Genomic DNA, 12804 nt, shown 5'->3' on the forward strand with positions numbered 1-12804 from the left:
TCAGCGCATGAAGATGCCGCCGTTCACATCCCAGGTGGCGCCGGTGGTGAAGTCGGCGTCGGGGGAGGCGAGGGTGACGACCAGATCGGCGACGAACTTGGGGTTGCCCAGGCGCTTCACCGGGATCATCTCGTTGATGAGCTTCTCGAGGCGCTCCGGCGGCACCGCGGCGCGCACCGAGGGGAGTTCCATCGGCCCGGGGGCGACGGCGTTCACCGTGACGCCGGAGGCCGCCAGCTCGCGGGCGAAGATCTTGGTGAGGGTGAGGATCGCGCCCTTCGACGAGGCGTAGTGGGCGCCCGATGCCGTGCCGCCGTTCTGCCCGGCGAGCGACGCCAGGTTGATGAGCCGCCCGTAGCCGGCCTTCGCCATGTGGGCGCCGAACACCTGGCAGCCGAACAGCGTGCCGCGCAGGTTGACCGCGATCACCTCGTCGAACTCCTCCGGGGTGATCTGCATGACCGGCGTGGTGGGCGTCATCGCGGCGTTGTTCACCGCCACCTGCAGGCCGCCCCAGCGATCCAGCGTGGCGGCGAGGGCGGCCTCGAAGTCGCCCTTGTGCTTCACGTCGAGCTTGAGGGGCAGCACGTTGGCGCCACCGCCAAGGCTGGCGGCGGCTTCCGTGGCGAGGGCGTCCGTGCGATCCGTGACGGCCACCCGGAAGCCGGCGGCCAGCAGCTGCCCGGCGATGATGTGGCCGAGGCCCTGGGCGGCCCCGGTGACCAGTGCGACCTGCGACATGGCCGGCGCTCCTTACAGGATGTAGCCGATGCCCTGGAGGGTATCGGTGGAGTTGATGAGGCGGATGATCTTGCGACGGATCAGGAAGCTGCCCGCGGTGCGCACCAGCTCGAAGGTGACGTCGGCGCTGTAGTGCTTCTGCACGTCCTTGCGGAACTCGCGCAGGTTCTGGGCGCAGCGCACGGTGACCACTTCGCCGTCGTCGGCCAGCACGCGGAAGCGCGACACCGAGCGGATCGTGCGCGGCACCGGCGAGGTGCTGATGGATTCGCCGCTGCCCAGCCGGGCCACGCGCTTGGCGCGCATCGCGGCGTTGTCGCAGGCGTAGTTGAGGGTGTTCTCGAAGTCGGTCTCGTCCGGGTTGATCGGCACGATGTAGAGGCCGTCGGTGGTCCAGGATTCGAGCCACTGGGGGTATTCGCCGTGGTCGAGCATGTCGGCTTCCTGCCACAGGAAGGCGGCCACTTGGGTGATGAGTGCGGTGTTCATGGGTGTCGTCTCCGGGGTCAGGCGGTCATCAGTTTTTTCCACTGCTGGTAGGCGGCGCGCATGCCGGTCTCGGCGCTCACGTCGCTCACCTTGCCGTCGGCGGTCGGCTTCTCGCCGGCGAGGCCGCGGTTGAGCATGATCCACAGGTCCTTGCCGGCGCTGGCGCCCTTCTGGACGCGCTCCCAGGCTTCGGAGTCGTCCGGCGTGCCGAAGCCCATCGGGCCCTGGAAGTGCTCGTGCATGCGCAGGCGGGCCTGGTTGGCGACGGCCGGGCCGCCGTCCATGGTGATCACCGCGTGGTGGATCTCCGTCTCGGTCACCGAGATCGGCTGCAGCACGCGGAAGAAGGCCATCGAGCAGGCGATGTTGGGGAAGATGTTGAGGTTGAAGCCCGAGCCGCCCACGGCGCGCACGATGCGGCGCACTTCCAGATCCTCGTAGCCCTCGTCGCGCAGTGCCTGGGCCAGTTCGGCGAAGCGTTCGGGGATCGGGGCGTCGAGGTTGGCTTCCAGGTCCACCAGCTGGGGAATCATCACCATCACGCTGTGGCCGTTGCCGAGCTCTTCCACGTAGCCGGGGCCGCCGACGAAGTCGAGCATCTCGACGGTCTGCTGATCCACGGACGACAGGAAGGATTTATGGACGAGCGGGAAGTGATAGGCGTCGGTGGTGTTCTCGAGCTGGATCTTCCAGTTGCCCGGGAAGCGGAAGCGGTGCTCGCCGGCCACCTTGATGGGGAAGCCGCCGCCCTGCTTCATGAACAGGTCCATCCACTTCTTGGCGGGGCCGAGGTAATCCACCAGCGGCTCGATGTCGTCCTTGAAGGTGGCGAAGAGCATGCCGGCGTATTCCTCGACGCGCAGGCTGACGAGGCCCAGTTCGCCCTTCTCGAGCTGGTCGGCGTAGCTCTCGGGGTGCGGCACGCCGCGGAGCGCCCCGTCGAGCGAGTAGCTCCAGCCGTGGTAGGGGCACACGAAGCTGTTGGTCTTGCCCTTCTTGCCTTCGCACACGGTGGCGGCACGGTGGCGGCAGCGGTTGAGGAGCACATGCACCTTCTGCTTGCGGTCGCGTACCACGATCACCGGCTGGCGGCCGATGTAGGTGTTCTTGTAGCTGCCGGCTTCAGGCACTTCGCTGGCGTGGGCAACCCACACCCAGGTGCTGGCGAAGATCTTGTCCATCTCGGTCTCGAAGATGGCCGGGTCGGTGTAGAGGGAGGTGTGCACCCGGTCGGCCTGCACCCGGTCGGCGAGGGTGAGCGCCTGGTCGGCGGTGTCGTGCTTGCTCGTCATGGTTGATTCCTTTGGCTTGGTCTGCGTGTTCTCGAATGGGGTCGGGGTTCAGTCCGGCACGGGCAGCGGGTCGGCCTTGTTCCAGGCGTCCACCGGCCGGCTGAAGAGGTTCTCGGTTCGGAAGTGGGCCATCCGCCAGACGCCCGCCTTGCCGCGCCGGAAATCGACGGTGAGCCGCGCCGCGTTGAGGTGCGAGGCGCCGGTGGCGAAGGTGGAGGTCTGGAGCATCACCCAGCTGCCGGTGGCGGTGCTGCTGCCGGTCACGTCGATGAGCTCGGAGGTGAGGAAATGGACGTTGATCGCGAAGTGGGCCGGTTCGGTCATGTACTTGGCGAACATCGCCCGGATCGCCTTGCGCCCCTCGATGCGCCCGAAGCTCGCCGCGTACTTCTCGCCGATGCCTTCCCACACCGCGTCGCGGGTGAACAGGCCGGCGAGCTCGTCCAGCGGGCTGGCGGCGTCGAGCGCGTCGCACAGCACCATGTAGCGGTTCATGCAGGTGCGCACGGCGTGTTCGGCCTCGAAGCGGGCGAGCCGGGCTTCGAGCTGGCGGCGGGGCAGGGTGGGGGCGGGCATGGCGGTTTCCGGGCGGATCAGTCGGGACTTAGTCGGGAATCACCAGCTCGCGGCCGATGCGGGCCTCGACGCGCATGTACTTCCACAGCTTGTACGTGCCGTCGCCCACCGGGGTGACGCGGAACAGGTTGCAGGCGGCGGTGACGGTGTCGTAGTCGGGCACGTCGGCCAGCACGTAGGTGGTCCAGGGGAAGGCCACCGACGGGCCGACCATGATCCGGTCGTCGTCCATGTTGCCCAGCACCCGCACGCCGGGCAGGCGGGCGATGCCCTGCATCATCGAGACGAAGGCGCCCCAGACGTCCTTCATCTCGTCGGCGGTGCCGTCCATGAAGTTCTGGTTCACGCCCATGCAGAACAGCACGCGCAGCGGGGTCTTGTCGCTCATCGTTTATCTCCGTGGGTTGTCGGGTGCTTAGAGGTAGCCGGGCAGGGGCTTGAGCCCGAACAGCATGGCGCCGGCGTTCTGGTAGGTGATGTCGCCCATGAAGGCGTGCTGGGTGATCATCTGCACGTCGCGCACCTGGGCGGCCAGCGGGCAGGATTCATAGACGCCGGTGCCGCCCGAGACCATCTGGGCGCGGCGGGTCACGTCGGCGCTCACCCGCGAGGCGTGGGTGGTGGAGAGGCGCAGCATGCTCACCAGGTGATCGCTGGGCTTGTCGCCCTTCAGCAGCACCTGCCATACGTCGTCGATGGCCTGGTAGAACCACGCGCGGGCGGCGCGCAGCTCGGCTTCGATCTTGGCGATCTCCAGCTGCACATAGACGCGCTCGCCCAGGTTGGGTGCGCCGGTGACGGACGCCCGCCCGGCAGCCATGCCCAGCACTTCGTCGATGGCGGCCCGGGCGATGCCGAGGCCGACGACGGTGAGCACCTGGGCGGCGAAGGACAGCGTGGGGTAGCGGTACAGCGGCGTGTCGAGGGACGAGGCGCCGCCGCGGACGAAAGTCCATTCGGGCGGGACGATCACGTCCTTCACCACGATGTCGTGGCTGCCGGTGCCGAGCAGGCCCATCACGTCCCAGTTGGGCTCGATGTTCACCTGCGAGCGGGGCATCACCGCCATGCGCGGCAGGCCGGAGTTGTCGCCATTCTTGGGTAGGATGCCGGCGCCGATCACCTCGGCGCCCATGCTGCCGCTGCCCCAGCTCCAGCGGCCGTTCACGCGGTAGCCGCCTTCAACCAGCTCGGCCGGCTGCGGCGGGAAGATGCCGCCGGCAAACACCACGTCCGGGCCCTTGGCGTAGAGCTTGGTGAGCGTCTCGACGGGCAGCGCGGCCAGATAGACGCCGCCGATCCCGAAGCTCGCCACCCAGCCGGCAGAGCCGTCGGCGCGGGCGATGGTCTCGATCAGCTCGCAGAACTCGGCGGGCGATTTCTCGTCGCCACCAAAGCGCTTGGCCACCAGCGCGCGATACACGCCGACCGCCTTGAAGCGCTCGATGATGTCCGGCGAGATGTATTTCTGGGCTTCGAATTCCTTGCGGCGCTGGCGGATGTCGCGCAGCAGCGCGTCCATTCCGGCGACCTCCGGCGCTACGTCGGCGCCAGCCCTTGGTTCCTGCAAATTAGCCAACATCGGTGTCTCCAGTCCAGGTTAGGGTCGATTGATGTGACGGGCGAAATGGGCGGCGACGGCGCACAGGCGTTCGTCGTCGTGCCGGGCCGCCACCAGCTGAAGGCTCACGGGGTAGCCGTCGATGGCGGGCAGCGGAATGGCGATGGCCGGGTGGCCGGAAAGGTTGAAGGGGCGCACCAGCGAGGTCATCGCGACGAGCTTGCTGGTGTCGGCGGCGTCCTCGAGCCGGGGCGGCGCGTCGGCCATGGTCGGTAGGGCGAGGATCGGGAAATCCCGCAGGGCCGCGTCCACCTGGGCGGCAAAGCGATCGCGCACGAGGTTGGCGGCGGCCACGTCGTCCGGTGTGGTGAGGGACGCGGCCTGCAGGCGGCGGGCTACGTCCTCGCCCACCAGCCCGGTGCCCACCAGCTCGCCACAGGCGGCCCAGGTCTCGGCGTTGATGACGGTGAGCCCGGCGGCGTAGGCGGCGCCGAAGTCGGGCAGTTGCACCTTGCAGGCGGACAGGCCGCTGGCGGCCACTGCGGCGGACACGGCGTCGAGGATCGTCGGGGTGGCGTTCACTTCCACCAGTCCGATACGCACGCCCGCGATGTCGGGCAGCGGGCCGAAGCTCGGGTCGATGGCACGCATCACGGCAATCAGGTTGTCCATGTCGCGGGCGAAGGGGCCGACGCAGTCGAGGCTGGTGTCACGGGGCATCACGCCCTTGCGGCTGACCCGCCCGAAGCTGGGCTTGAGGCCGAACACGCCGCAGCAGGCGGCCGGGATGCGGATCGAGCCGCCGGTGTCGGTGCCGAGCGCCACGTCCACGCTGCCCTCGGCCACCGCCACCGCCGAGCCGCTCGACGAGCCGCCGGGCACGTAGGCCGGGAATTGCGGGTTGGTGGGGGTGCCGGTCCAGCGGTTGATGCCGGTGGTGCCGAAGGCGAGTTCGTGCAGGTTGGTCTTGCCGGCGAGGTGGTAGCCGGCGGCCAGCAGGCCCTCGACCACGTCGGCGTTGGCGCGGGCGGCGGCGACGGATTCGAGGGCCCGGCAGCCGGCGCGGGTGCGCACGCCGACCACGTCGATGGTGTCCTTGATGCCGACCCGCGGGCCGTTGCCACCGATGTCGAGGGGCTCGACGAAAACGCTCATGGGTCCGTCTCCTGGTGAGGTTGCTGGTGCAGCGGCTGGCCTGTCCGGGCTGGAAGGAAAGCCGCTGAAGTTGGTTCAAATGTAGATTTCAATACTTGCAAAGTCAACTGATTTTTCACGCGATAAATGGAATGAAAAATCGGCCGCGCTGGCGTGGGGAGGCGAAGAGTTCAGCGGGGGAGGGCTGGCGGCGACGGCGGAGCGGTGATTTGTTCAGCTACAGCAACAATCGATGCCGGATTGTTGCTGTGGATGGACGAACCCCGGAGGGCGCGTCAGAACGCGCCCATGGCCAGCCCGGCGGCGAAGGCGGCACCGAGTTCCACGCCCTTGTCGAGCTCGGAATCGGGCACGACCTTGGGCGCGAGGATGGCCTCGGTGGTCTGGGCGTGGGTGCAGATGATGAGCGGCGGGGCGATCTCGCGCAGGCGCCAGCCGGTGGCGATGCGGGCGATCTGGCGTACGGCGTTGCTGCCGTCGCTGCCGGCGCACACCACGGTGGCGTAGGGCCGGCCGTTGATGTGGTCGAGGGCGCCGTAGTAGCTGCGGTCGAAGAAATCCTTCATCAGCCCGGCGATGGCGGCGAGGTTCTCGGGGCAGGCGAACACGTAGCCGTCGGCGGCGAGCAGGTCGTCGGGGCCGGCGTCGCGGGCGGCGAGGAGGCGCACGGTGACGTCCGGCTCGTCGGCGGCACCCCGGGCCACGGCGCGGATCATCTGCTCGGTGGCGCCGGTGGTGGATTGATAGACGAGGAGGAGAGTCTTGGCGGTGTCCATGCCTTCACCCTAGCACGCCGGTGGGGGCGTGCACGGTCCGGCGTCGGGCGGCGGGCTTCCGTGCCTGTCACATTGGCTTGGCTGGGCTGTCAATCTGGCAGGCGGCCCGTTCGAGGCGGGCTGCGGCTTCAGGAAAAACATCAACAAAACAAAGGTATGTCTTCTTCTGCCAGGCAGGCACGCAACCTGCTGAGTGAGTGGCAAGGAGGAATCACCGATGAGCCAAAGGATGAAGGCACTGGGGCTGGCGCTGCTGCTGCTGCAGATCCCCGCGCAGGGGATGGCCGAGGGCTTTGTGGCTGGCCTGCAACCTGATCGGCGGCCCGCATCGGCACCAACCGTCGCTGCAACGCCGGTGGATGAGTCGCTCAAGGTGCAACGGCTGCAGGGCATCGACAAGCCCTGGCCGGGCAACCTGGAGACGATCGCCGCCCAGGGCAACTGGTATTCCCCGCTGTTCCGGCCCGGGATGCCCGTGCCCTACGACCTGCGAGGCCTGCACGTTCGCTAGCCGCGCATGAATCCTCGTGGCGGCCGATGCGTTCGCGCTGGCCGCAACGAAATCTCCGGGCGGCCTTCCGTGGGAAGGGCGCCCGGCTTCAACCAGCAAGTCTGTCAATCAAGGAGAAACTCTATGAAGTCTTTCGGCAAGCTCGTCAGCTGTTCCGCCATCGCTCTGGCTCTCTGTGCGGCACTGCCCGCGGCCGCCAAGGATGACCAGAAGGGTATGTCCGGCATGAGTGGCATGCAGGGCCAGAAGGGCATGAGCGGCATGTCGGGCATGGAAGGCCAGAAGGGCATGGCCGGCATGTCGGGTATGGAAGGTCAGAAGGGTATGGCCGGCATGTCCGGCATGGAAGGCCAGAAGGGTATGGCCGGCATGTCGGGCATGGAAGGCCAGAAGGGTATGGCCGGCATGTCCGGTATGGAAGGCCAGAAGGGCATGGCCGGCATGAGCGGCATGCAGGGCCAGAAGGGCATGGCTGGCATGTCCGGCATGCAGGGTCAGAAGGGCATGAGCGGCATGTCGGGCATGTCCGGCAACAAGGCCAAGAAGGCGCACAAGGCCAAGCAGCAAGGCATGAGCGGCATGTCCGGGATGTCCGGTATGTCGGGTATGGAAGGCAAGTAAAGGGGCTTTCCTTGCGGCCCCGGAAGGGGCCGCTTTTTTTACCGGCCTGTCCGGCCGGTCTGGCATGAGCCGAGAGGTTGTCATGGTGGTCATTCCAAGAAAACTACGTGTCCACGCAGCACTCCTGTTGTCCCTGGTGTTTGGTGCGGCGCTGTCCGATGCGCATGCAGCCGACCCGAAATCCCCTCCCACTCCCGATTACCAGCGCGCCCGCTACAGCGCCCTGCATTTCAAGCCCGCGATCAGCAAGGCGACCGATGCCGACTGCCTCGCCTGTCATGCCGAAGTGCTCAAGCCTTCCGTGCGCGAAACCTCGCCTGCCGGCGTCCGGGCGGCCGACGCGAAAGCCTGGTACCAGCGCACCAGCACCTACAGCGGTACCCAGGACACCTTCCACCGGCGTCACCTGACCAGCGATTTCGCCAAGTCGGTGATGGCGCTGAGCTGTACCACCTGCCATGAAGGCCATGATCCCCGCGACGAGCATCCGCTGAGTTCGGTCACCGCCCAGCGCGACGGCGGCTTCCGCCTGCGCAAGAGCGTGGTGCCCGAGACCACCTGCCTCAAGTGCCATGGCCAGATGAACACCGCCGTGATGGGCCTGCCCGGCCCGTGGCGCGAAACCCGCGAGATGTTCCAGAACGACTGCCTCACCTGCCACGCGGCGATCCGCACGACCCGCCATCAGGTGAGCTACCTCAAGCCGGACGCCATCGAAGCGGCCGGCAAGGGCAACGGTGACGTGTGCTACGGCTGCCACGGCGGCCGGGCCTGGTATCGCATCACCTACCCCTACCCACGCCACGCCTGGCCGGGGATGGCGGAGGAGACACCTGACTGGGCCAAGGGTCGTCCGACCCAATCCGAAGCCCGCTTCCAGATCGGCACGACGGCACAAGGACAAGAAAAATGAAGATCGACTTCGATGGCGGCACGCCTGCCGCGCCGGCTGAACCCGGGCGACGGGACTTCCTCAAGGTGATGGGCGTGGGCGCCGGCCTTGCCGGGCTGGGCGGCCTGGTGGTGGCGCCGAAGGAGGCCTCGGCCTTCGCCTACGAACCGTATTACACCGACGACCAGCTCACCACGGTGGTCACGTCCTGCGCCCACAACTGCGGCTCGCGCCACATGCTGGTGGCCCACAAGAAGGGCGACGTGATCGTGCGCCTGTCGTCCGACGACGGCCGCTACCAGAAGGGCGGATTCTTCGGCAAGGACACCACCGACGAGCCTCAGCTGCGCGCCTGCCTGCGCGGGCGCAGCTACCGCTCGCGGCTGTACTCGCCGGAGCGTCTGCTCTACCCGATGATGCGGGTGGGCAAGCGCGGCGAGGGCAAGTTCAAGCGCGTGTCGTGGGACGAGGCGCTGGATTTCGTCGCCCAGAAGATGGTCGAGCTGAAGAAGACCTACGGCCCCACCGCGATCCTCGACCAGAGCTATGCGGGGGCCTCTTACGGCGTGCTCCACAAGTCGGACCAGATCGAAGGCCTGCTCGGGCGTTTTCTCGGGATGTTCGGCTGCCGCACCAACAGCTGGAGCGTGCCCAGCTACCAGGGCACCACCTTCTCCAGCCGCATCACCTTCGGCACCATCGAGGACGGCAACGAGGACGATGCCTACGCCCACAGCAAGCTCATCATCATGTGGGGCTGGAACCCGGCCTACACCTTCCACGGCGGCAACACCTTCTACTACATGCGGATGGCCAAGCAGCGCGGCTGCAAGTTCGTGCTGGTAGACCCGCAATACACGGATTCGGCCGCCGCCTACGACGCCTGGTGGATTCCCATCCGCCCCAACACCGACGCGGCGATGCTGGCCGGCATGGCCCACGTGATCTTCAGCGAGAACCTGCACGACCAGAAGTTCATCGACCGCTTCGTGCTGGGCATGGACGCCGGCACCATGCCCGCCGACTACCGGGACGCCGAGAGCTTCAAGGATTACATCATGGGCACCCGCGACGGCACGCCCAAGACGGCCGAGTGGGCCGAGGCGATCTGCGGCGTGGCGGCGGGCGACATCCGCAAGCTCGCGCGCCTCTACGCCACCACCAAGCCGGCGGCGCTCAAGGCGTCGTGGGCGCCGGGCCGCGCCGCCTATGGCGAGCAGTACAACCGGATGGCCGCCGCGGTGCAGGCCATGACCGGCAACATCGGCAAGCTCGGCGGCTGCGCCGAAGGCGTCGGCAAGGCCTGGCATTCCGAATCCATCGCCTATCCCTACGACGAATACGCCAACGTGTGGTTCGGGTCGATCAAGTCGGACCGCTGGGCCCACTGCGTGCTGAACTACCCCAATGTCCGGCGGGAAGAAGTCGGCCTGTGGCCGCGGGAAGACGAGACCGACGGCCAGATCCCCAACATCCGCGGCATCTTCTGGCAGGGCTCGGACTGGTTCAACCAGCTCACCAACATCAACAAGGAAATCCAGGCCATCGAGAAGCTGGACCTGGTGGTGTGCCTCGATTCGACCATCACCCCGTCGGGCATCTGGGCCGACGTGCTGCTGCCGGTGGCCACCCACTTCGAGCGCCACGACGTGGCGCTGCCCTGGTACAAGGGCCACTACTACATCCACCGCCCGAAGGTGATCCAGCCCCTGGGCGAATCGCGCTCCGACTTCCAGATCTTCACCGAGCTGGCCTACCGCCTCGAGGCCCTCGACCCGACGGTGAAGGACTTCGGCAAGCGCTACAACCCCCGCGCCACCCGCGACTACTTCCACAACCCCGATCCGGTGGACGAGGCCTACCTGGCCGCCTGGTGGAACGGCAAGGTGCGCCCCCATCAGGGCGTGACGATGAGCTGGGAAGAGTTCAAGCGGCACGGCGTGTACAAGTTCACCTTCAAGCGCCCGCTGGTCGCCTTCCGCGACCAAATCGTGAAGGGCGAGCCCTTCGAGACCGGCTCCGGCAAGATCGAGATCTTCTCGCCGTATCTGGCCGGCATCGACGACTGGACCAAGACCCAGTACGGCTACCCGATCCCCGCCATCCCCAAGTGGATCGAGCCCTTCGAATCCCTCAACAGCCCGCTGACGAAGGACTACCCCTTCCACCTCATCAGCCCCCACCCGCGCTGGCGGACCCACTCGATCTTCCACAACATCCCGTGGCTGCGTGAGACCTACGACCAGGAGCTCACCATCAACGCCGCCGACGCCCGCCGCCTCGGCATCCAGACCGGCGACACCGTCGAGGTGTGGAACGGCCGCGGCAAGTGCGTGGTGCCAGCCTACGTCACCGAGCGCTGCCTGCCCGGCGTGGTGGTGCTGTTTGAAGGCGCGTGGATGGATCTGGACGAGAAGGGCGTGGATCGGGCCGGCAACCCGGATTTCCTGACCCTCGACGAGCCCAGCCCGGCCGGTGCGTTCGCCTACAACACCGCCCTCGTCAACGTGCAGAAGACGGACCTCGCCCACCGCCCTGGCTGGGACCAGCTCGCCACCGCACGCTCCAGCGTGTTCCGGCGCGACTACTGACGCCCGGCCCCAGGAGAGAACCACCATGGCTGACAAGAAGACCATCCGCAAGCTGGGCGCCGAGGCCCGCGCCGAAGTGCCCGCCGCCCAGGCCCGTCGCGACGCCGCCACCTACGAGCCGGTCAAGCCGGCAAAGCAGCTCGGCTTCATCCACAACAACATGGACTGCATCGGCTGCCGCGCCTGCGAGATCGCCTGCAAGGACAAGAACGGCCTCGCCCCAGGGCCGCGCTTCCGCCGCGTGATGTACGTGGAGGGCGGGCAGTTTCCCGAGGTGTTCGCCTACAAGGTGAACATGTCGTGCAACCACTGCGCCGAACCCGCATGCCTGCCCACCTGCCCGACCGGCGCCATCTGGAAGCGCGCCGACAACGGCATCGTCGACATCGACTCCACCCTGTGCATCGGCTGCCGCCGCTGCGAGGCCGCCTGCCCCTACGGCGCGCCCCAGTTCGACCCGGTCGACAACCTCGTCAAGAAGTGCAACATGTGTGTGGACGAGATCGACGCCGGCCGCAAACCCTACTGCGTGATGGCCTGCATGATGCGCGTGCTCGACGTGGGCCCCATCGACCAGCTGCGCGCCGGCACCTATCCCACCAAGGCGATGGCCAAGGGTGAGCAGCCGGTGCGGCAGGTGCAGCACATGACGAGCCCCGAGCTGACCAATCCCTCCATCGTGTTCATCGCGCATCCCAAGGGGAGGGTTGAGTGATGGATGCGACGCCGAGCTTCAACGCAGCGGCCGAGGATCTGGCGGCGCTGGCCTGGCTCCACGAAGCCGAGCGCGACGTGGAGACCCTGACCCGTCTCCATGCCGCCGGTTTTCCGGAGGGTCTGAGCCTCGCCGACCCGGAGGCTCCACCCCGGGTGGCGATGGGCGAAGCCCTGCAGGTGATCGGCAGGGTGCCCGGGCATGACCGCCCGTCGCTGGAGGACGACCTCGCTGCCGACTACGCCGGGATCTACCTCACCCACGCCCTGCGCGCCTCGCCTTACGAATCCGTATGGCGCGACGAGGAGAAGCTGATGATGCAGGGCCCCAGCTTTGCCGTACGCGACCGCTACCACGCCCACGGCCTGGCGGCGGCCGACTGGCGACGCATGGCGGACGACCATGTCAGCAACGAGCTGGCCTTCCTGTCCTACCTGCTGTCCCGCGGAGATGTCGAGGAGGCGCGCCGCTTCATCGAGGAACACCTGCTGCAGTGGCTCCCCAGCTTCGCCGAGCGGGTGACGGCCCGTGCATCGACCCGTTTTTACGCCGCCCTCGCGTCGCTCACGCTGCATGTCATCGAGAACCTGCACCGGCAGCTCCGGGCCATCCATTGACGTGAGGCGGCGGCAAAGGTCCTCGTGCGTCTTGCCGGACATCCCCTGGGGATGCCCGGCTTTTTTGCCTTGGCCATGCTGACCGTCGACGAAACCCGCTGCGTCCACCGGCTGGCGGCCGTGGCGCGCTGCCGCGCCTGCGTGGACGCCTGCCCCACTGGCGCCTGGACGATGCAGCCGGACGGGCTCGATTTCGATCCGGCCCGCTGCGACGGCTGCGGCCTGTGCGTGCCGGCCTGTCCGCCGGGGGCGCTGGCGCTCGCCGCG

15 protein-coding genes are annotated in these 12804 nt (G+C 67.6%); 7 read left to right on the forward strand and 8 right to left on the reverse strand.

Going from position 1 to position 12804, the window contains the following annotated elements; all coding sequences use genetic code 11:
* The 8 genes from QQK25_RS17115 to QQK25_RS17150 form a co-directional block, all read right to left on the reverse strand.
* Entirely contained in the window at positions 1–741 is a 741-nt protein-coding gene (locus QQK25_RS17115) for an SDR family NAD(P)-dependent oxidoreductase (RefSeq protein ID WP_284189021.1), read from the reverse strand.
* Positions 742–753: 12 nt separating this feature from the next.
* On the reverse strand, positions 754–1230 hold the full coding sequence (locus QQK25_RS17120) for an aromatic-ring-hydroxylating dioxygenase subunit beta (RefSeq protein WP_284189022.1): 477 nt from the start codon (positions 1228–1230) through the stop codon (positions 754–756).
* A gap of 17 nt (positions 1231–1247) precedes the next feature.
* Positions 1248–2522: an aromatic ring-hydroxylating oxygenase subunit alpha gene (locus QQK25_RS17125; protein ID WP_284189023.1), complete on the reverse strand. Its 1275-nt coding sequence runs from the start codon at positions 2520–2522 to the stop codon at positions 1248–1250.
* 48 nt (positions 2523–2570) lie between these two features.
* On the reverse strand, positions 2571–3098 hold the full coding sequence (locus QQK25_RS17130) for a nuclear transport factor 2 family protein (RefSeq protein WP_284189024.1): 528 nt from the start codon (positions 3096–3098) through the stop codon (positions 2571–2573).
* Between the two features lie 28 nt (positions 3099–3126).
* The gene (locus tag QQK25_RS17135) at positions 3127–3486 is read right to left on the reverse strand and encodes a hypothetical protein (protein WP_284189025.1); all 360 of its coding nucleotides are present in this window, start codon (positions 3484–3486) and stop codon (positions 3127–3129) included.
* Between the two features lie 27 nt (positions 3487–3513).
* The gene (locus QQK25_RS17140) at positions 3514–4620 is read right to left on the reverse strand and encodes an acyl-CoA dehydrogenase family protein (protein ID WP_284189026.1); all 1107 of its coding nucleotides are present in this window, start codon (positions 4618–4620) and stop codon (positions 3514–3516) included.
* 78 nt (positions 4621–4698) lie between these two features.
* Positions 4699–5814: an amidase gene (locus QQK25_RS17145; protein ID WP_284189027.1), complete on the reverse strand. Its 1116-nt coding sequence runs from the start codon at positions 5812–5814 to the stop codon at positions 4699–4701.
* Between the two features lie 275 nt (positions 5815–6089).
* Complete coding sequence (locus QQK25_RS17150) at positions 6090–6590, reverse strand: flavodoxin family protein (RefSeq protein ID WP_284189028.1); 501 nt, start codon at positions 6588–6590, stop codon at positions 6090–6092.
* A 217-nt stretch (positions 6591–6807) separates the two neighbouring features.
* On the opposite strand from QQK25_RS17150, the gene QQK25_RS17155 reads away from it, so the two are divergent.
* From QQK25_RS17155 to QQK25_RS17185, 7 genes are all read left to right on the forward strand, one after another.
* Positions 6808–7101 (forward strand): hypothetical protein, encoded by a 294-nt coding sequence (locus tag QQK25_RS17155; RefSeq protein WP_284189029.1) that lies wholly within the window; start codon positions 6808–6810, stop codon positions 7099–7101.
* A 123-nt stretch (positions 7102–7224) separates the two neighbouring features.
* Positions 7225–7722 carry a hypothetical protein gene (locus tag QQK25_RS17160; protein WP_284189030.1) on the forward strand — a complete coding sequence of 166 codons (498 nt, stop codon included), beginning with the start codon at positions 7225–7227 and terminating at the stop codon, positions 7720–7722.
* A 64-nt stretch (positions 7723–7786) separates the two neighbouring features.
* Positions 7787–8635 (forward strand): hypothetical protein, encoded by an 849-nt coding sequence (locus QQK25_RS17165; protein ID WP_284189031.1) that lies wholly within the window; start codon positions 7787–7789, stop codon positions 8633–8635.
* The gene (locus QQK25_RS17170; RefSeq protein WP_284189032.1) at positions 8632–11205 is read left to right on the forward strand and encodes a molybdopterin-containing oxidoreductase family protein; all 2574 of its coding nucleotides are present in this window, start codon (positions 8632–8634) and stop codon (positions 11203–11205) included. Before QQK25_RS17165 ends, QQK25_RS17170 begins: the two co-directional genes overlap by 4 nt.
* Positions 11206–11230: 25 nt before the next feature.
* A complete protein-coding gene (locus tag QQK25_RS17175; protein WP_284189033.1) occupies positions 11231–11920 on the forward strand; it encodes a 4Fe-4S dicluster domain-containing protein in 690 nt (229 codons plus the stop codon).
* Positions 11920–12537: a TorD/DmsD family molecular chaperone gene (locus QQK25_RS17180; RefSeq protein WP_284189034.1), complete on the forward strand. Its 618-nt coding sequence runs from the start codon at positions 11920–11922 to the stop codon at positions 12535–12537. The genes QQK25_RS17175 and QQK25_RS17180 overlap by 1 nt, the downstream gene beginning before the upstream one ends.
* A 75-nt stretch (positions 12538–12612) precedes the next feature.
* On the forward strand, positions 12613–12804 hold a 192-nt coding region (locus tag QQK25_RS17185; RefSeq protein ID WP_284189035.1), incomplete at its 3' end, for a 4Fe-4S binding protein.

This window comes from Zoogloea oryzae (genome assembly GCF_030161255.1).
Classification (GTDB): domain Bacteria; phylum Pseudomonadota; class Gammaproteobacteria; order Burkholderiales; family Rhodocyclaceae; genus Zoogloea; species Zoogloea oryzae.